At 51.6% G+C, this 20,194-nt stretch carries 17 protein-coding genes; 6 read left to right on the forward strand and 11 right to left on the reverse strand.

Annotated elements, in window-relative coordinates:
• Positions 1–47 precede the first annotated feature (47 nt).
• From aroB to pilM, 7 genes are read right to left on the reverse strand one after another with little or no spacing between them, the layout of a single operon-like run.
• The gene (gene aroB, locus M0220_RS04180) at positions 48–1,154 is read right to left on the reverse strand and encodes a 3-dehydroquinate synthase (protein WP_264018768.1); all 1,107 of its coding nucleotides are present in this window, start codon (positions 1,152–1,154) and stop codon (positions 48–50) included.
• On the reverse strand, positions 1,151–1,717 hold the full coding sequence (gene aroK, locus M0220_RS04185) for a shikimate kinase AroK (protein WP_030069653.1): 567 nt from the start codon (positions 1,715–1,717) through the stop codon (positions 1,151–1,153). The genes aroB and aroK overlap by 4 nt, the downstream gene beginning before the upstream one ends.
• Positions 1,717–3,744: a type IV pilus secretin family protein gene (pilQ, locus tag M0220_RS04190; RefSeq protein ID WP_264018769.1), complete on the reverse strand. Its 2,028-nt coding sequence runs from the start codon at positions 3,742–3,744 to the stop codon at positions 1,717–1,719. The genes aroK and pilQ overlap by 1 nt, the downstream gene beginning before the upstream one ends.
• A 29-nt stretch (positions 3,745–3,773) precedes the next feature.
• Positions 3,774–4,298: a pilus assembly protein PilP gene (locus tag M0220_RS04195; protein WP_030069649.1), complete on the reverse strand. Its 525-nt coding sequence runs from the start codon at positions 4,296–4,298 to the stop codon at positions 3,774–3,776.
• A complete protein-coding gene (pilO, locus tag M0220_RS04200; RefSeq protein ID WP_264018770.1) occupies positions 4,295–4,942 on the reverse strand; it encodes a type IV pilus inner membrane component PilO in 648 nt (215 codons plus the stop codon). Before pilO ends, M0220_RS04195 begins: the two co-directional genes overlap by 4 nt.
• The gene (locus M0220_RS04205; RefSeq protein ID WP_264018771.1) at positions 4,939–5,508 is read right to left on the reverse strand and encodes a PilN domain-containing protein; all 570 of its coding nucleotides are present in this window, start codon (positions 5,506–5,508) and stop codon (positions 4,939–4,941) included. The genes pilO and M0220_RS04205 overlap by 4 nt, the downstream gene beginning before the upstream one ends.
• Positions 5,505–6,566: a type IV pilus assembly protein PilM gene (pilM, locus tag M0220_RS04210; RefSeq protein ID WP_030069643.1), complete on the reverse strand. Its 1,062-nt coding sequence runs from the start codon at positions 6,564–6,566 to the stop codon at positions 5,505–5,507. Before pilM ends, M0220_RS04205 begins: the two co-directional genes overlap by 4 nt.
• A gap of 192 nt (positions 6,567–6,758) precedes the next feature.
• Here pilM and M0220_RS04215 point away from each other — a divergent pair, with 192 nt between their 5' ends.
• Positions 6,759–9,287 carry a penicillin-binding protein 1A gene (locus M0220_RS04215; RefSeq protein ID WP_264018773.1) on the forward strand — a complete coding sequence of 843 codons (2,529 nt, stop codon included), beginning with the start codon at positions 6,759–6,761 and terminating at the stop codon, positions 9,285–9,287.
• A 78-nt stretch (positions 9,288–9,365) separates the two neighbouring features.
• On the opposite strand, the gene M0220_RS04220 is transcribed toward M0220_RS04215, so the two are convergent.
• The 4 genes from M0220_RS04220 to lhgO all read right to left on the reverse strand — a co-directional run bounded on the left by M0220_RS04220 (position 9,366) and on the right by lhgO (position 14,286).
• Positions 9,366–11,378 carry a TRAP transporter permease gene (locus tag M0220_RS04220; protein ID WP_264018774.1) on the reverse strand — a complete coding sequence of 671 codons (2,013 nt, stop codon included), beginning with the start codon at positions 11,376–11,378 and terminating at the stop codon, positions 9,366–9,368.
• Positions 11,379–11,410: 32 nt separating this feature from the next.
• On the reverse strand, positions 11,411–11,923 hold the full coding sequence (locus M0220_RS04225; protein WP_030069640.1) for a DUF1850 domain-containing protein: 513 nt from the start codon (positions 11,921–11,923) through the stop codon (positions 11,411–11,413).
• 45 nt (positions 11,924–11,968) lie between these two features.
• The gene (locus tag M0220_RS04230) at positions 11,969–12,928 is read right to left on the reverse strand and encodes a TAXI family TRAP transporter solute-binding subunit (RefSeq protein ID WP_030069639.1); all 960 of its coding nucleotides are present in this window, start codon (positions 12,926–12,928) and stop codon (positions 11,969–11,971) included.
• A 161-nt stretch (positions 12,929–13,089) separates the two neighbouring features.
• Positions 13,090–14,286 carry an L-2-hydroxyglutarate oxidase gene (gene lhgO, locus M0220_RS04235; RefSeq protein WP_264018775.1) on the reverse strand — a complete coding sequence of 399 codons (1,197 nt, stop codon included), beginning with the start codon at positions 14,284–14,286 and terminating at the stop codon, positions 13,090–13,092.
• Positions 14,287–14,408: 122 nt separating this feature from the next.
• Between lhgO and csiR the strand changes: the two genes are divergently transcribed.
• The 5 genes from csiR to gabT all read left to right on the forward strand — a co-directional run bounded on the left by csiR (position 14,409) and on the right by gabT (position 20,069).
• Positions 14,409–15,098, forward strand: a complete 690-nt coding sequence (gene csiR / locus M0220_RS04240; protein ID WP_030069635.1) for a DNA-binding transcriptional regulator CsiR — start codon at positions 14,409–14,411, stop codon at positions 15,096–15,098.
• Positions 15,099–15,183: 85 nt separating this feature from the next.
• On the forward strand, positions 15,184–16,362 hold the full coding sequence (locus M0220_RS04245; protein WP_264018776.1) for an acyl-CoA dehydrogenase: 1,179 nt from the start codon (positions 15,184–15,186) through the stop codon (positions 16,360–16,362).
• An 18-nt stretch (positions 16,363–16,380) separates the two neighbouring features.
• Positions 16,381–17,595, forward strand: a complete 1,215-nt coding sequence (locus M0220_RS04250; protein WP_264018777.1) for a CaiB/BaiF CoA transferase family protein — start codon at positions 16,381–16,383, stop codon at positions 17,593–17,595.
• A gap of 230 nt (positions 17,596–17,825) precedes the next feature.
• Complete coding sequence (locus tag M0220_RS04255) at positions 17,826–18,629, forward strand: EAL domain-containing protein (protein WP_264018778.1); 804 nt, start codon at positions 17,826–17,828, stop codon at positions 18,627–18,629.
• Positions 18,630–18,794: 165 nt separating this feature from the next.
• Positions 18,795–20,069 carry a 4-aminobutyrate--2-oxoglutarate transaminase gene (gene gabT, locus M0220_RS04260; RefSeq protein ID WP_264018779.1) on the forward strand — a complete coding sequence of 425 codons (1,275 nt, stop codon included), beginning with the start codon at positions 18,795–18,797 and terminating at the stop codon, positions 20,067–20,069.
• Positions 20,070–20,194 lie beyond the last annotated feature (125 nt).

Below are 20,194 nucleotides of genomic sequence, written 5' to 3' on the forward strand. Positions count from 1 at the left end.
GTTATCAATACTGCCAGCCTATAGCGTTTAACAATACGCTTTAATATTTAGTTGCGCGGAAAGTGGTGAAGTAGCTCACGCAGCATATCAGGCGGCGTGGCATCACTTACACAGGCGTCTCCTAGGGCATTGAGTAGCACCAAACGTAGGCGGGAATCAATATTCTTCTTATCCAGCTTCATACGAGCTAAAAAGTCATCTACTGTCATTCCGGCAGGTGCCGCCAGTGGTAATCCGGCGCTTTCAATAACTGCCTTAGCACGCGCGAGGGCATTGCTATCAATCCAACCAAGCTGATGAGAGAGCGTTGCCGCCATCGCCATGCCCGCTCCCACAGCTTCACCATGTAGCCAGTTACCGTAACCCTGATGCGCTTCGATGGCGTGCCCAAAGGTATGCCCCAGGTTTAGCAGCGCACGAACGCCCTGCTCAGTTTCATCTTCCGCCACAATGTCAGCTTTAATTTGGCAACTTTGGGCAATCGCTTCAGCAATTACCGAAGGCTCAACACCACGTAGCGCCTGCATATTCTCTTCTAGCCAGCCCAAGAAACGCTCATCACGGATTAACCCGTACTTGATTACCTCTGCCAAGCCTGCAGAAAGCTCACGACTAGGCAGTGTGGTCAAAGTATTGATATCAACGATGACTGCTTTCGGCTGCCAAAACGCGCCAATCATATTCTTACCCAGCGGGTGATTAACGCCGGTCTTCCCACCTACCGAGGAGTCAACCTGAGAAAGTAGCGTGGTAGGCACCTGAATAAAAGCAACGCCACGCTGATAAGCAGCTGCTGCATAACCGACCATATCGCCAATCACACCACCACCTAAAGCAATCAGCGTACAGCGACGGTTGAAGCCCGCCTCTAACAGCGCATCCCAAATCCGGCTTACCTGCTCAATGCTTTTGTACTGTTCGCCGTCAGGTAACACCACGGTATGAACATCTAAATGATCCGGTAGGCTGGCGCAAAGCGATTCTAAATAAAGCGGTGCGATAGTCTCATTGGTCACAACCATCACCTGCTGACCAGCAAGATAAGGCACTAAGACGTTGGCACGTTTAAGCAGCCCAACGCCAATATGTATTGGGTAGCTACGTTCGCCTAGCGCGACGGTGAGTGTGCGCTGGGCGTTTATTGTTTCAGTCATTGTGATACCTTTTTGCTTTGGGCCCGCGCAATTTCCAAAGGGTCCACCATACGATGGACACGACGCAGAATTTCGTTGACCACCGCACGTGGACTGCGCCGATCAGTTCGCACCGTAATATCGGAGGTCGCTCGATACAGCGGATCCCGTGTGGCAAACATATCGTTCAGTACTTGCTCACGATTATCACACTGTAATAACGGGCGGTTGCGATCTTTGGCAGTCCGCTTCAGCTGCTGGTCAACGGTGGTCAGTAAATAAACGACGGTACCGCGTTCACGTAAAGCACGGCGATTTTCTTCACGTAGCACCGCTCCACCGCCGGTCGCTACCACCACGTTCGGCAACTGAGTCAGCTCGTCAATCATCTGGCTTTCACGCAGCCGAAAGCCAGGCTCACCTTCAACGTCAAAAATCCAAGGTATATCCGCGCCGCAGCGGTCTTGTATGGCGTGATCGCTGTCAAAAAACGAGCGCGATAATTCAGCCGCGAGCAAGCGACCTATCGTGCTCTTGCCAGCCCCCATGGGGCCAATTAAAAAAATATTGGGTAATTCTTGCATCAGCGAACCGCCAAACCATCATCAAGTAGTCGTGGAGTAATAAAGACCAATAACTCTACCTTTTCATTGCTCTCTTCGGTATAGCGAAACAGTCGCCCAAGCAAAGGGATATCCCCAAGCAGCGGTGTTTTAGCTATTTGGCTCAACTGTTCTGTTGTCAAAATACCGCCCAGCACTACCGTTTGCCCATTATCAACCAGCACTTGGGTTTCTATTTGGTTCGTATCAATTGGCGGCTCACCACCAAATTCACTTTCCCGGAAACTATCGTTTTTAATCACTAAATCCATAATGATGCGGTTATCCGGAGTGATTTGTGGCGTTACTTCCAAGGAAAGCTCGGCCTCCTTAAACTCTGTATCAGGATTCCCCTGAGCATCTACGCTCTGGAAAGCACGTTCTTCACCTTGACGGATAATAGCAGTACGTTGGTTGGCAGTGATCACTCGGGGCTGAGAAATTGTTTGGCTTTTACCTTCACTTTCCAGCGCTCTTAGCTCTAAATCCAGTAAAATATCACCAGAAAGATAGCCAAAGCTAAACCCTGTATTGGACGCTGCCGTGGATCCTAAATCAACCGCCAGACCCGCTTGGGCTCGATTGAGACTGTTAGGGTTTACATTACGTCTTTCAAAAACGCCGTTGCTATCTTGCTGGAAGCCTCCCGTAGTTGACGCCCCCCAGTTAATACCCAGCTCCCGTGAGGCGGTATCTCGAGCAATAACAATTCTTGCTTCAATTTGCACCTGCCTCACGGCCACATCCAAGCGATCTAACGTGCGAATAATATCGCGCACCTGGTCTGCGGTATCTTGTACCAGTAGCGTGTTGGTACGCTGATCGATACTAACTCGCCCTCGATCGGTTAACAGACCAAAGCCATCACCACCACGCAACAGTTGGGCAAGGTCTTCAGCGCGCGCGTACTTTACTTCGATAAATTCAGTGACTAAGGGTGCCAACGTTTGGCGCTGGTTGCGTGTTTCTATCTCTTGCCGTTCAAGCGCCGCCAGTTCACTAGCTGGTGCGACCACGATCACATTACCCTGTTCACGGCTTGCAAGCCCTTGGCTTTGCAAGATCAGCGCTAATGCTTGATCCCAGGGAACATCGTTCAAATTAAGCGTAATACGACCAGCAACGCTATCGCTGGCCACTAAATTGAGACCAGTAAACTCTGCCAAGATAGCCAGTACTGCACGTACTTCAATATCTTGAAAATTAAGGCTTAATCGCTCTCCAGTAAACGACTCCCCTTGTTGCTCTCGCTCCTGCTGTGATGCTTGACTGACTGGCTGAATCTCAACTGCCAGCGTACGTCCATTTTGCGATGAAATCATCGCGTAAGGGCCATTCGTTTGCAGTTCAAGTCGCACATCACGCTGCCCAACAAAGGGAGTAATACGAGTAACGGGTGTCGCGAAATCGGTGACATCATAAACTTGGTTAAGCGCATCGGGCAGGTCAATGTCCCTCAGTTCTACCAATACACTGCCTCCGCTCCCTTCACGCAGGTTAGTCACTACACCATCGCGATTAAATGTCACCAAAACACGTCCCGCGCCATTCTCGCCACGCTGAAAATCAATATTTTCAACACGGGGCCCTTGGTTGGGCGGCTGAGTAGCCTGCGATGCTGGCATAGACGCGGAGTTTCCTGAGAGGGTGACTCTTAGCTGATCTCCGACTACACGAGAGGTGTAATCAAGGGATTCATTCAAATCAACCACGAGACGCGTTCGCCCACTGCCCTCCAACACGGTCACCTGCTCAACACCACCACGGCTAACAGCAATACGGCGTTGGGCAACGGCACTCTGTGTATCGGCTAAATCAAGCGCTAGACGAGGAGGTGCGTCTAACCGATAGCCTCTTAGCTGGGCAACGCCGCCACTGAACTGCAACACTAACTCTACATTACCGTTATTGGTTTGGCGCACATCTAAATCGGTAAGTACTGAAGCCATGCCGAGCGACGGCACGAAGGCTATCAATAACAGTAAAATTTGGCGAAATGTGACGACCATAGGGGGATATCCGGTAACAAGTAAAAAAATTATTCCTCGAGGGTGAGCGTTGCCTGCCGCTCTTGCCACCCGTGCTGAGGGCTGAAAACGCGTTCAACAATACTGATTTCCTGTGGGCCAATCTGGTTAATAAGACCATGGTTGGTGCCTAGATAATTACCTTCTCGTACGCTAACAATGTCTCCCTCAGGAGGGGCAATTAATGCGACTTGCTGCCCTCCCATACGCAGCGTACCGACTAAGCGTAATGTCTGAAGCTGAAAACGTTCCAACGGCTCTTGGGTGCGCTGTTGATCGGGGGCAAGTTCACTCATGACCTGCTCCACCTGCAACGCATTTTTGCGAACGCCTTCAGGCGCTAAAAAAGGACTGCGTGCATCGCTAAAACGGTAATCAAGCGACTGGTACTCTGGTAATTTCTTAACTATCTCCGGCGCTTGCCCACCAGGAGCACGGCGTATTTCTGAAAGTGTTTGGTCTAGCTGGCCTAATTGAGGATCGCTGCAACCAGATAAGCCGACACTACACAGCAGCAGGCATAACAAGCGCTTCATGGCGTGCTGCCCCCTTCTGCCGATACTGTCTTGTAGCTATATGTGCGTGCAAGTAGCGTCATTCGTAGCGTGTCACCGCTCTGATCAACAGGCAAGAGTGTTAAGTCGTGTTGAGTAATAATTCGCGCTAGATCGCTAATATCCGAGACAAATTGCGCCAACGCATGGTAACCCCCTCGCACCTGGATATCGAAAGGGTGCTCAATATAGTGGGTATTGCTCACCGGAGGCCTTAAACGAATAGTCTCAATGGTCAGCCGATTCTCAATGGCAGCGTCGCTGATGCTATCTAATAAAGAAGGTATTTCTGCGCTGGTAGGCAACATTGCCTGCATCTGCACCATCTGTTCTTCAAGAACCGACAACTGACTACGTATATCTGGCAAAAAGGCAGCTTCAGAGGCTTTGCGTCGATACTCGACTAACAGTCGCTCTTCTTGACGCTGTTCCGCGGCAAGTAAGTCACGCGACTCGCCCACGAACCACCAATTAATAGCTAAAAAAGAAATTAAAAAAACAAATAGTCCTAGTAGAGCTTTCAGCAGCCCGGGCCACTCGCCGGCTTCTTTAACATCCAACGTCTGCCAATCAAGATTGCGCAGACGTTGCCACTCTCGGTTAATCTGTCCACGGTTAACCATCATGGTGCAGCCTCCAAGGAAACAGCGTCACTAAGAGGCTGCTGCATCACTTCAAACTGAAAAACACGCCGTGTGTCATCTTGGCCGCTGGCAACCTCAGAAAATAGCGGCACACCCAACCCAGGCATATCTGCAATTTGTCGTAACTGCTCAGAAATTTGACGCTCATTACTGGCGACCGCGGAAAGGCTAACGAGCTCTCCGCTGCGTGTCATACGTTGATACACCACACCATCGGCAACGCTAGCGGCAATATCATTAAACAGCCTTACTGTACTCATACGTTCGGAATTAAGCGTTTGAAACAACGCTAACTGCTCGCCTAAACGTTCCGTATCACCCTGATAGCGCTGCACATCGGAAATTTCAATGTTGAGCTGCTCAATATAGGTAGAAATATAAGCATTACGCTGTTGCTGAGCAGCCAATTGCTGCTGATATATGTACAAGACGCCTAGCCCACACGCAGCACCTGCCACTAGCATCAATAACATAATGCCGTAAAACTTCTTCGTGCGCCTTTCTCGCCGTACTTCACGCCATGGCAAAAGGTTGATATTAATACTCATTGGCTAACTCGCATTGCCAATCCGCCCGCCGTTAGCATCGCAGGTGCGTCATTGCTTAACGCTTCTTTATTAATCCGTTTATTGATGCGCATACGCTGAAACGGGTTAGCGATAGTTACCGACATACCACTATCGTCAGCGATACGCTCTGCAAGGCCCGGAATAACACTACAACCACCTGCTAACACAATATGTTGAACCTCATGCTGACGACCAGCGGTATAATAAAGCTGCAATGACCGTCCTACCTGTTGCACCACCGTCTCTAAAAATGGAGTGAGCACTTTCTCTTGGTAATCACTAGGTAGCCCGCCACGCTTTTTAGCAAAACCAGCCTCTTCTATGCTCATGTGGTAATACTCACGAATCGTATCGGTTAACTGACGTCCACCAAACACGGTATCGCGGCTATACACAATGTGCCCGCCCCGTACCACGTGAAAAGCGTTCATATTCGCCCCGATATCAACTAACCCCACACACGCAGTTGGATCGTTTGCGACGTTTAGTTGCCGGCGTAACTCGGCCAGCGCACGCTCCATCGCAAATGTTTCTACGTCGACTGCAGCAGGTTCCAGCCCAGCACGTTCTAATGTTTCGGTAAGCTGGGTCACATCTTGTTGGCGACACGCCACTAAAATAACCTCTTGCTTGTCCTCATCAAAAGGAGCGGGACCGAGGCATTGAAAATCAAATGCCACTTCGCTGAACGGAAAAGGAATATGGCGGTCAGATTCGGCGATTATTCGCTCTTCAATTTCTTCTTCGCTTAGCGAAGCAGGAAAGGTCAGTGTTTTGGTAATAGCGGCACTCGCTGGTACAGCCACCGCCGCTTTTCGCGTAGAGGGCTTTGCGTGCTCAACAGCACGCCTAAGCACATTTGCCACATCATTAATGTCGCGGATGCGCCTTTCAACCACCGCGCCTTCTGGCAATGGACGAACAGCGTAGCTTTCTACTTGATAGTTATCGTTATACTGTTTGAGCTCTAACAGCTTGACGGTCGCCGATGTAATATCGACGCCAATCAACCCTTTACGGGGTGTGAGTAAGCGCATCTTGGTTCGGCTCCGCCTGCCTAACGTGCAAGTTTCGAGATTACATGATTTTCACCTCAGTCACACGCGAATGGCATTACGGCATATCAACACTGGTGACCGCTGCTTCCCCTTCCTATAATGGCAGCCAATTGCGTGATACGGTCGTTTGGATACCGTGTCTATTCTCATTTCCACGGGTGTACTCTGTTCATGACGTTTTTTCGAACCCTCATCCTGTCACTGTTTTCACTGATCGTTGCGCTTATTGGTGCTACCGTATTGGCAGTGGTGGGTGCTGCTATTTATTTCTCACCTGGCCTACCTGATGTGCGCCAGCTGCAGGATTTTGAACTACATACACCGCTTCGCATCTTCACCAATGACGGCAAGCTCATTGGTGAATTTGGCGAAGAACGCCGCATGCCTGTCGACTTTGCTGATATTCCCCAGGACATGATTAACGCACTGATCGCGGCGGAAGATGCCAATTACTTTGATCATGCTGGCGTTGACCCTCGCGGCATTGCAAGGGCGGCGGTAGAGTTAGCCCAGAGTGGCGGTACTATCCAATCCGGCGGCTCGACCATCACGATGCAGGTTGCGCGCAACTATATGTTGACGCTTGACCAGACGTTTACTCGCAAAATTCGCGAGATTCTTCTGGCTCTGCAAATGGAGCAGATTCTTGATAAAGAGGAGATTTTCGAGCTTTACGTCAACAAGATCTTCCTCGGTAATCGCGCTTATGGCATCGCTGCAGCCTCTGAAACGTATTACGACAAGCCGCTGGCAGAGCTAACGCTAGCTCAAACGGCCATGATTGCCGGTCTTCCTAAAGCGCCTTCCGCTTTTAACCCGCTAGCTAATTCCGAGCGTTCGCTCATTCGTCGCAACTGGATTTTATTCCGTATGCGCGAGCTTGGTCTTATTGAAAACGATATTTATCTAGCAGCGGTGCAAGAGCCTGTTACTGCACGTCGCCATTACACCCAAACCGAAGTAGATGCGGCTTATGTTTCAGAAATGGCCCGTCAATTTGCTATGGAACGCTTTGGCGATGCGGCATATACCGGTGGCTATCGTATTTACACCACGATTGATAGCACGCTACAGCCCTATGCGCACCAAGCTCTGGCAAACGGCTTATTGGCATACGATCTACGCCACGGCTGGCGTGGGCCAGAACAGCAGGATATCGCTGCCAGCTTGGTTGAAGCTCAAGAGCAAACCGCTACCCTCGGGCTAGAGGAAGAGTTATCAGAATCACCCGAAATTCGCGAAACCGCCCGCCAAGCCGCCGAGCGCAGCCAAACACAAGTTGAAGGGGTGGATGGTGACGTTAGTAACTGGTTACAGGTGTTAGAGCGCACGCCCAACTATGGCCTCCTCCAGCCAGCCATTGTGGTTGAGAGCAGTGGTCGTGAGATGCAGGTACTTACCCGTGGCGGAGAGCTGCGTACAATCGAATGGAGCGGCCTAAGCTGGGCACGCCCCTATTTAAGCCCACGCAGTCGCGGTGCAGAACCAAGTAGCGCAGAGCAGATTGCTGTTCGTGGTGACCTGATCCGAGTGGTTGAAAACCAGGACGAAACACTTCGCCTATCGCAACGGCCCGATGCCGAAGGTTCTTTGGTTGCCCAAGATCCTCGCACCGGCGCTATTTTGGCCTTACAGGGTGGGTTTGATTTCAACGCAAGTAAGTTCAATCGCGCCGTTCAAGCCCAGCGCCAATCAGGCTCTATTTTTAAGCCGTTTATCTATCTTGCTGCCCTAGAAAATGGCGAAATGAATGCGGCAAGCGTGGTTAATGATTCCCCAGTTGTACTCGATGACGGCAGTAATTCCTTATGGCGTCCGGTCAATTCAAGCCGGGATTTCCAAGGTCCAATGCGCTTGCGCCCCGCGCTTGCTCGTTCGCGCAACCTAGTCACGATTCGTGTACTACAAGCCATGGGTCTAGACCATACTATTAGCTATTTAGAAGGGTTTGGTTTCTCTCCCAGCCGCTTGCCACGTGGGCTGTCACTTGCTTTAGGCAGTGCTACCTTAACCCCCATGGAAATGACCAACGCCTACTCCGTAATTGCCAACGGCGGCTTCCAGGTCGCACCATGGTTCATTGAACGCGTCACGCGTAACGATGATGAGGAACTAGTGGATGAGGCAACGCCCCAGGTTGCTTGCCCTAGCTGTGCTGAAGGGCAAGAAACTGTTGAAATCGACGGCAAAGAGTACCCTGTTGCTCCTCGAGTAGCCGATCCTGCGGCTGTCTATATTCTGCGCGATATGCTGCGCGACGTTATTACCTCGGGCACAGGACGAGGCGCACTAAGCTTGAACCGCGATGATATTGTTGGCAAAACAGGCACCACCAATAGCCAGCGTGATGCATGGTTCGCTGGCTTTAACAGCGACTTAGTGACCACTGTGTGGGTAGGCAAAGACAGCAATGAAACTATTGCTGAGTATGGCGCCAATGCCGCTCTTCCTATCTGGGTAGATTTTATGGGTGATGCATTAGAAGGTACGCCTTCAGCGTTACCCGAACGTCCAGAAACTATCGTCAGTGCCCGTATCGACCCAACCACTGGCCGCCGCTTGCAGGATGGTCAATCGGGAGGCATTTCGGAACTCTTCCACCGCGACCACCTTCCTGGCTTTCAGCAACGTCGTATCAGTCGTGAACTAGAAGAAGTCAGTGGTTCTCAGGGATCTGGTACTGCTGAGTCAATTTTCTAATCTCAGCCTTCTCAATGTTAAAGCCCGGCGGCCTAATGGTCGCCGGGCTTTTTCATGGTGAGTATTAAAGCTATTGGATTAACCGTTCACTGGCTGAGACTCTTGCTTGCAGGCGACCCAATTGGCACCAATCGCGACCATCATTATTGCCACCCCAGCAATTTCAGTTAACAGACTAGGGTAGAAGACCCCAACAATAGCGCCACCAATCGCCAAACGCGGCAGCAAGGACATTTTAGTGAATAAGTAGCCCTCCAGTGCTGCAGCAAACGCGCACAGTGCCAAGATAGCAATCAGTGCATTCCACACCACCACCAACACTGGCCCACCCACAATGATCTCTGGGTTGAAGACCATAAACAGCGGAATCAGGTAGAGCCCTTTAGCAAACTTCCAAGCTTGGAAGCCAGTCTCCATCGGCTTACTACCTGCAATCGCTGCCCCTGCAAAGCCTGCCAGGGCGATAGGTGGAGTCACATTAGAATCTTGGGAATACCAGAACACCACTAAGTGGGCGATCAATAGCGGCACCCCAAATTCAGCGGTCAGCGCTGGGCCCACCAGCACAATCAAGACAATATAGCTGGCGGTAACCGGCAACCCCATCCCCAAAATTAAGCTTGCCAGCAGTACCATCACTAGCGCCAACACTAGGTTGCCGCCAGAGAAAGCCAGCATCATGGAGGAGAATTTAAGGCCAAGCCCTGTCAGGCCCACTACGCCAACAATAATCCCTGCTACGGCACACGCCATGGAAACAGCAACGGCATTACGCGCGCCAAGCTCTAAGCCTTGAACCAGTTTAACTAGCCCTGCCCACACCACGCCTTTAGTGCGGCTAACGGTGACTGGCTGCCCTTGCTTGGGGGCAATAAAGAAGTACCACAGTGCATAACGGAGAACGGCCACGGCGATAATGGTGACCACTGCGTAATAACCCACGCGCATTGGCGACATGCTCATTGCCAGCAGCCACACCAATACTGCCAGTGGCAGCAGGAAGTGCCAGCCATCTTTCATCACCTGACGCATCTGCGGCAGCTCACTTTTTGCTAACCCCTGCATGCCCTGCTTCAAAGCAATAATATGCACAAACAGATACACCGTCGCAAAGTACATTATCGCTGGCAAAATGCTGATTTTGACGATTTCTAAATAAGGCGTATTGGTGTACTCGGCAATTAAGAAGGCACCTGCGCCCATCAGCGGCGGCATAATTTGCCCACCGGTCGATGCTGCGGCTTCAATCCCACCCGCCTGCTTCGGCTGATAGCCCAGCTTTTTCATCAGCGGAATGGTAAATGCCCCAGTGGTCACCACGTTGGCAATCGCACTACCTGAAATGGAGCCCATTCCCGCAGACGCCAGCACAGCAGCTTTTGCGGGGCCACCCCGTTGGCGACCCGTGGCGGCATACGCCATATCGATAAAAAACTTACCCGCACCAGTGCTTTCTAAAAAAGCCCCAAATAGCACGAATATAAAAATATAGGTTGCCGCAACACCCAGCGGCAAACCAAAGATACCCTCTTGCCCTAAATAGAGCTGTCCTGCAATGCGCTCCAAGGTATAGCCGCGATGCTCTAAAATGCCGGGCATCCATTCACCTAGCCATGGCAGCTCGCCACGAGGTCCTGCAAACGCGTAGATAATGGCAAGCAGGCCAATCACTGTCATACCAAACCCAACGGCACGACGGCTTGCCTCAAGTACCGTCACCGTGGCAATGCAAGCCACTAATATATCGGTATCGTTCCAAAAGCCGGCACGGCTAAAAATCGCATCTAGATTAAATACTAAGTAACCACCGGTGATCATCGCGCCGGCTAAAAATAGACAATCGATCCCCCAACCTAAAACACCGCGCTTCCGCTTCGGCCCAAACGCTGGAAACATCAAAAAGGCCAATAGCATAATCAGTGCTAAGTGGATGCTGCGCTGGTAGAAAAGCCCCAGGGGCTGGATTCCCGCAGAGTAAAGCTGAAACAGAGAAAGGCCCACCGCAACCGCGGTGATACACCACAGTACAATGCGGGGCTGCATCGCATTCGCGCCGGGCATCACAACCGGCGGTGGAGTGGAATCGTTCATGAAGTCCTCGGAAGCGTTAACTAATGTCGTTTTTATTCACTTGGGGCGGCGTCGGGGGCAATTAATTGAAGGATGACACGTTGCCCAGCGGCGACCTCACTTAAACTCACCGATGAGCGTTCATCACCTGGCCACACCACTTGATGGTTAACCGCAGGGGAGCCCACTCTTAACACATAGCGGTTGTTGGCAACTGGCTCATTAATGGCGTTAATCCAGTAACCGCCCTCACCGTCTGACACCTGCACCCCACGGCCAAAGATATGCCCAAGCCCGGCGGCAAAATCCGGTTGATGGCTTCGCTCTAGCTGCATCACGCCAGCCACATTGCGATAGCAGTCAAGTACCGTAAAGTGCTCAACAGAGTGCTTCCATTGAAGGCACCAGCGACCGCCATTAGGCACTGCTTGATTCACCAGAGTAGCGCCCTCTTCGGTCGCAATGACTAGGCGCATAGACGCAATCGCCGAAGCGGGGGAAGCCCCCACTTCGGCGAACGCTAAACATGCAACAAGGAGCACCATCAGTCGTTGTTGCCACTGCATGGCAATATCCTTATGGCAATGTCTTACGACGTGGCTCGTTAACCGTTAAGGGCGCAGACGATCGGGAATATCAGCACCAACTTCTTCAAAATAGCGGATGGCACCCGGGTGTAACGGCACTGGCGTAGAGTTCATGGTGAACTCGATCGTGGTGTCGTTGGCAGCAGGATGAACAGCGATCAGCTCGTCAGTATTCTCGAACAGCAGCTGAGTCAACTGATAGGCAAGCTCTTCATCCATATCAGAATTCACCACCAAGACATTGGGAATACCAATGGTCTGAATGGCCTCATCCATGCCGTCATACATACCCGCTGCCAGCTGATAGGGCGCGAACACTGCTTCTGCTTCCTGTGCATTGGCAACTTCTTCATCAGAAAGACCGATGAGACGGATATCACGAGTAGCCGCAAGGTTTAGGATAGAGCTGGTAGGCGGCCCAACACTCCAGAAACCGGCATCGATATCGCCATCACGAATGGCATCAGCAGTTTCGTTAAAGTTGAGGCGCTGAGGAGTAAAGTCGTCGTAGCTAATGCCATTGGCTTCCAGTACGGCACGCGCATTGAGTTCGGTACCACTACCCGGCGCACCAACAGAAACGCGCTTACCGGCAAGATCAGCAATCGTTTGGATATCCGACTCGGCTAGCGTCACTAGCTGTACTGCATTGGGGTAAACAGACGCCAGCGCGCGGGTATTTTCAATCTGGCGACTTTCAAAGTCGCCGCTGCCGTTATAAGCCTGATAAACCGTATCCGCGAGCGCGAGTGCCAAATCGGCATCGCCACGCATAATTAGGCCCATATTTTCGACGGAGGCACCGGTAACCTCAGCGGTCGCCTGAGCGCCTTCAATATGGTTATTAATCATTTCAGCAAAGCCACCGCCGATTGGATAATAAACCCCGCCGGTACCACCAGTCGCAATAGAGAGCTGCTGCGCACTGGCGGGCAGTGCGACGGCTAACATAGATGCTGCCACTGTATATTTTAGAGTTCTCATGAGCATTTCCTACGTCCTTTTTGGACTTATTAAGTAGGGTTGACGATAAGGGGGCGTCAAGCCCCTCTGCTTCTGGTTACCGTAAACGGCAAGTAGAAACGGTGCAAAGAAGTTAGCACGGCTTTAGCGTGAGATGCTAATACAACACTACTCATACAACACTACTCACTCAGCAGCCCTTTTACCTGTTCCACAATATGCGCTCCTATTGGTAACGCCGAGGTCGCCGCAGGAGAAGGCGCATTGCCTACGTTGACGGTGCGCCGCGTATTAACAAATAGAAAATCATCCACCAGTTTGCCATCATTCGACACCGCCTGAGCCCGCACCCCCGCAGGATAAGGTGTTAAGTCTTCTGCCGTTAGGCTGGGGCAATACTTGCGCACTAAAGACAAATAACCGCGCTTGTAGAGCGAGTTTTTCATCTCAAGCAACCCAGGCTTTAGGTGCTTGCCTAACACTTTCAAGATGCCCGGATGGGTGAACATCTGACCCATGTCGGTCAGCGACATATCCTGTTTACGGTAGCCTTCGCGCTTCAACGCCAGCACCGCATTGGGGCCAACCGTCACCGTGCCATCAATCATGCGCGTCAGGTGTACGCCCAAAAACGGCATGGTAGGATCCGGAATGGGATAAATCAGATGATTAACAATTCGGTTATGGCGCTCTGGCAGCAAGTAATATTCGCCGCGAAACGGACAAATCGTAAAGCCAGGGTCTTGCCCCAGCATGCGGATCACCCGATCAGCCATCAGTCCTGAACAAGACACCAAGTAACGGCTGGTGAACGTGTCATTTTGCGTGGTCACCACGACATCGTTGGTACGCTCATCAAGACCAGTGACGCAGCTGCCATAATGAACTTCACCCCCTAAACGCTCGAATTCAGCGGCCATCGCTTGAGTAACCTCGGCATAATTGACGATGCCACTTGAAGGTACAAAAATACCCGCTACCCCAGAGATATTAGGCTCGCGCTCTTTTAGCGCATCAGCCTCTAGCCATTCTCGCTCCAAACCATTGGCAGCGGTTCGCTCCCATAGCGCTTCCATACGCTGTTTCTCAACGGCATTAGTAGCGACTAACAATTTGCCGCAGATATCGTATTTTACGTTGTGCTGATCGCAAAATTCACGGATCGCGCGGTTGCCCTCAAGACAAAACTTAGCCTTCAGACTACCCGGTGTGTAATACACCCCGGCATGAATGACTCCACTATTGTGACCCGTTTGGTGCTGCGCGGGGCCAGACTCTTTTTCGAGCACCAGCATACGTTTCTCTGGATACGCTTTTTGCAGCTGCATAGCGGTCGAAAACCCCAAAATACCGCCACCAATAATGATGAAATCCCACATGAATGACGTTACCTGTGCCAAATTTTCAAAATTTATTGATAATAGCCGTTAATCGACGTTGATCGCCACGTCCCTACATTGGTCTAAAATACTGACCCGGTACACTCGCCTAGGGAGATACCATGGAGCACGATGCGCCGCGCCCAAACCTCGCTATCAGCGCTTATGGTGCGCTAAAGCACGACATTATTCGCGGCCGCTATGCGCCGGAAGAGAAGCTATTGATGAGCCGTCTAAAGGAGTATTACGGCGTCAGCACCGGCCCACTCCGAGAAGCGCTTTCCCAACTAGTCGCCGACCGTTTGGTGATTGCGATTAGCCAGCGCGGCTATCGTGTTGCGCCGATGTCACTGGCTGAACTCAATGACATCTACGACGCCCGCGCACAGTTAGAGGGCCTGATTTTGCGCTTAGCCATCGAGCGCGGCGACGACGACTGGGAAGCTAACGTGTTGGCGACTGCTCACAGGCTTTCCAAAGTGACTGAAGTGAGCTCACCTGATGAGCTGCTTGATGGCTGGGACTCACGCCATAAAGCGTTTCATACCGCCATTGCCAGCGGTTGCAACTCGCCCCACCTACTACAAATGCGCGATACGCTGTTTAATCAGGTTGAGCGCTATCGCCACCTGTGGCTGCAGGAAACCGTGATGTCTCCCCAAGCGCTGGAAACCAAACGCCAAGAGCATGCTGCACTAGTCGATGTCATCCTAGCCCGTGACACAGAGCAAGCAGCTAACCTGATGCGCGACCACTTAATGACCCCAGTGCCAATCATTACCCGCGTGCTAACAGCTCGAGGCATTCAATAAATTCGCCGTTTTAAAAAAATGTAGAAATTTTATAAGAACGACGATACATTGAACTCAATATGATAATGCCTGAGGAGTTCACGCCATGACACGCTTCAATTGGGATGACCCGCTACACCTTGAGCACCAGCTTACCGACGAAGAGCGCCAAATTCGCGATGCCGCCCACGACTACTGCCAGGAAAACCTGCAGCCACGTGTGCTGAGTGCTTTTCGCGAGGAGCGCTTTGACCGTCAGATTATGAATGAGATGGGCGAGCTTGGTTTATTGGGTGCGACCGTCTCCCCAGAGTACGGCGGCGCAGGCGTTAACCATGTAGCCTACGGTTTGATTGCCCGCGAAGTAGAACGCGTCGATTCTGGCTACCGTTCGGCTATGAGCGTGCAGTCTTCGCTCGTGATGTACCCCATTGAAGCCTATGGCTCTGAAGAGCAGAAGCACAAATATTTGCCTAAGCTTGCCAGCGGTGAAATGGTCGGCTGCTTTGGTCTAACCGAACCAGACCATGGTTCAGACCCCGGCTCCATGATTACCCGGGCAGAAAAAGTTGACGGTGGCTATCGCTTAACCGGCGCTAAAATGTGGATTACCAACAGTCCGATTGCTGACATTGCAGTGGTGTGGGCGAAGTCCGCTGCCCACGACAACCAAATTAAAGGCTTTATTGTTGAGCGTGGCACCGACGGCTTCAGCACACCCAAAATTGAAGGCAAAGTGTCACTGCGCGCCTCTATTACCGGTGAAATCGTACTGGATAACGCCTTTGTTCCTGACGAAAACTTATTGCCTAACGTTAGCGGCTTAAAAGGCCCCTTCGGCTGCTTGAATAAAGCCCGCTACGGGATTTCCTGGGGCGTATTAGGCACCGCCGAGTTCTGTTGGCATGCCGCTCGCCAATACACGCTAGACCGCAAACAGTTTGGCCGTCCGTTAGCCTCTAATCAGCTGATCCAGAAAAAGCTCGCGGATATGCAAACCGAGATCACCTTGGGCCTGCAAGCCGCCTTGCAGGTAGGCCGCCTGATGGACAGCGGCAACTGGGCGCCTGAAATGATCTCGCTGATTAAACGCAACAACTGCGGTAAAGCGTTGGATATCGCCCGCGTCGCACGGGATATGCACGGAGGTAACGGCGTTTCCGACGAGTATGGCGTTATTCGCCATATGGTCAACCTGGAATCAGTAAACACCTACGAAGGCACACATGATGTCCATGCCTTGATTCTTGGCCGCGCCCAAACCGGTATTCAGGCGTTTTTCTAACGGCAAACGAGGCACCCGATGAGCACAGCAACCAAACCACTTGCAGGCATTAAGGTACTCGACATTTCCCGCGTACTGGCTGGCCCGTGGTGCGGGCAGATGCTCGCGGACATGGGGGCCGACGTGATTAAGGTAGAGCGCCCTGTCAGCGGTGACGACACTCGCCACTGGGGGCCTCCATGGCTCTCTGGCAGCTCAGAGTCGGCGTACTACCTGTGCGCCAATCGAGGCAAGCGCTCGGTTACCGTGGATATGGCAACGGCCGAAGGGCAAGCGCTTATTAAACAGTTGGCCGCTCAGTCTGACGTGCTGCTGGAAAACTTTAAAGTCGGCGGCTTAAAACGCTACGGCCTTGATTACGCCAGCCTAAAGACGCTGAATCCGCGGCTTATTTACTGCTCGATCACCGGCTTTGGCCAGGAAAGCCCTTATGCGCACCGCGCCGGTTATGATTTCATGATTCAAGCCATGGGCGGCATTATGAGCCTAACCGGCAAACCTGACCATGAACCCGGTGGTGGCCCCGTGAAGAGCGGTGTGGCTTTTACCGATATATTCACTGGCTTATATGCCGCCAATGCAGTGCTAGCCGCGCTTTACCAGCGCCGCGATAGCAACGTTGGATGCCATATTGACATGGCGCTGATGGATGTGCAGGTAGGCGTACTGGCAAACCAAGCTCTCAATTACTTAACGTCCGGTCACGTGCCCGAGCGAATGGGCAATGCGCACCCCAATATTGTGCCTTATCAAGCGTTTGCCACCGCAGATGGTCACATGATCGTGGCCGTCGGCAACGACGAACAGTTTAAGCGTTTTTGCCACGTGATTGACCAGCCAAACCTACCGCTAGACGCGCGATTTGCCACCAATGGCGCGCGTGTAAAACACCGCGAGGAATTGCTTCCTGCTATCGCCGCCGCGTTAGCTACTCAGAAAACAGATACGTGGTTAACCGCTTTTGAAAATGTCGGGGTGCCCTGTGGCCCTATCAATACGCTAGATCGCGTCTTTGACGACCCCCATGTTAAAGCCCGCGGCTTAAAGCAAACGCTCCCTCACCACCAAGCAGGCCAGGTTGATTTGGTAGCGAACCCAATCCGCATAAACGGTGAATCGATTAGTGCCCCAACGGCCCCTCCTTCTCTGGGAGAGCACACCCATCAGGTGCTCGACGAGCTTGGCATTACTCGCGAACAACGTCATGCATTGCGCCAAGCAGGCATTATTTAATCTTGCACGTTTGCACGGCAGATAACTCATCGAAGCGCCTAACAAGGCGCTTTTTTGCCCTTTAAGCATGCTTCACTATAATCTTTATACAAAACCTATACGAAAAGTTCACAAGCGACTAAACTAATTTCGTCTATAATTAGATAATTAAATAAAGTTTCAAATTAACCGACGACAGCTCAAAAGATCGGCAGGCTGATAATTAAGCGCACGGCGATAGGGGGAATTTCATGGGTCACTGCGCATGGGTAGAGGGTAGTTGTAAACGCTGCGAAGGAGACCTTCCTTTTGAGTTCACGATGGCTTTCCAGCCGATCGTCGACGTATCACTTGCGCGGGTTACGACCCATGAAGCGCTCGTACGGGGTATTAATGGCGAATCGGCTTGGAGCGTTATTTCTCAGGTAACCGATGATTTGATGTACCGCTTTGACCAAGCTTGCCGGGTAAAAGCGATTGAAATGGCAAGCGCACTAAATATGCAAACAGACTTATCAATCAATTTTTTACCCAATGCTGTTTACGAGCCGGAAGCCTGTATTCAAGCGACCCTCGAAGTTTCACAACGCGTTGGGTGGCCAATGGAACGCCTCGTTTTTGAAATCACCGAAACCGAGCGCGTACGTGATCGCCAACATCTACGCAACATTATCGAAGCGTACCGCGAAATGGGCTTTAAAACGGCCTTAGATGACTTTGGTAACGGCTATGCCAATCTTGATTTATTGACTGACCTAACGCCGGACAAGCTTAAAATTGACCGTGAACTGGTGATGAACTGTGACCATGACTCACGCCGCCAAGCGTTGCTTAACTCGATTGTTTTGTTAGCCAAAGAATTAAATATGACACTGATTGCTGAGGGAGTGGAAACCCGTGCAGAAGCCCTGTGGTTAGCGCGGACAGGCATTGTTCGCCAGCAGGGATTTTTTTACGCAAAACCCGCCATTAATTGCTTGGGCCCAGACCTCACCTCTCGATTATTAGACTTAAGAGAAGAGGTGTGTGTAGGCTTAGAAACATCAATCTACTGAACACCAACCTTCTGTCTACTACCTACTGTCTTTTATTTACTACCCATAACACCCGTTTTATCGTCTGTATAACGAATATGAAACAATGAAGACTGAACCTGTCATATGAACAGTGTCACTGCAGACTTTTTATAAGCAATATCCAACACCCAAAGGAGTTGAGCCATGAGCAATGCCGAGCTAAACGAACTAAAGCAGAAGTACGTTGCGGCGGGCGCTGCCAGCCCTGCTACCGCTTTTGCGGATCGTGCTGAAAATGCTGAGATCTGGGACGCCGACGGCAACCGCTTTATCGACTTCGCAGGCGGCATTGGCGTTTTGAACGTAGGGCATCGTCACCCGAAAGTCGTTGCTGCTGTGAAAGCCCAGCTGGATAAGGTCATGCACACCTGCCAGACCGTCATGCCTTATGAAGGTTATGTGAAGGTTGCTGAAAAACTTAGCCATATTGTACCGGTACGCGGCCACGCAAAAGTCATGCTAGCTAACTCCGGCGCCGAAGCGCTGGAAAATGCGGTTAAAATTGCCCGCGCGGCCACCGGCCGTTCTAACGTTATTTGTTTCGATGGTGGTTATCACGGACGTACGTTTTACACTATGGCCATGAACGGCAAAGTCGCACCGTATCAAACCGATTTCGGCCCGATGCCTGGTACGGTATTCCGCGCCCCTTACCCGGTGCCCTACCACGGTGTCAGCGAAGACGAAGCCATTCGTGGTCTAAAAATGACCCTAAAAACTGACGCCAATCCAAAAGATACCGCCGCTATTATTTTAGAGCCCGTGCTAGGCGAAGGCGGCTTCTATCCCGCGCCCAAGAGCTTTCTTGAGAAAATCCGCGCAATTTGCGATGAGCATGGCATGCTAATGATCATCGACGAAGTGCAGTCTGGCTTTGGCCGTACCGGTAAAATGTTCGCCATTGAGCACAGCGGCGTTGAGCCAGACATAATGACCATGGCGAAGAGCATGGCTGACGGCATGCCCATTTCTGCGATTGTTGGCACCGACAAGGTCATGGACGCTTCAGGCCCCAATTCTCTGGGCGGCACCTATACCGGCAGCCCCACGGCCTGTGCCGCAGCGCTGGCCGTGATGGAAGTGTTCGAAGAGGAGAATATTCTTGAAAAAAGCCAAGCACTGGGTGAAAAGCTAGCGGCGCGTTTTAATGAGTGGCAAACCAAGTTCGATTGCATTGACCATGTGCGCAACCTGGGCGCTATGGCAGCATTCGAGCTAGTCTCAAATAAAACCGATCGCACGCCCAATGCTGAGCTTGCTGCCGCGCTGTGTAAAAAAGCCCGTGAGGAAGGTTTGATCTTGCTCTCTTGCGGCATGTACGGCAATACGATTCGCTTCTTAATGCCGGTCACGATTGAAGACAGCGTCCTCAACGAAGGGCTGGATATTATTGAATCCTGCCTGGAATCGCTGGTTTAAGGGGCTCTGATTCAAAAGGCCTATAACAGCTCGTAGCGGGGGTCTTTTGCCATGGATGGCAAAAGTAGCGCCCAGGGATGGGTTTACAGCGCCCCCGCCTAGAGCTGTTTCGGCCATACCAGCTC

Origin of the sequence: Halomonas qinghailakensis (assembly GCF_025820815.1) — a bacterium.
GTDB lineage: Bacteria > Pseudomonadota > Gammaproteobacteria > Pseudomonadales > Halomonadaceae > Vreelandella > Vreelandella qaidamensis.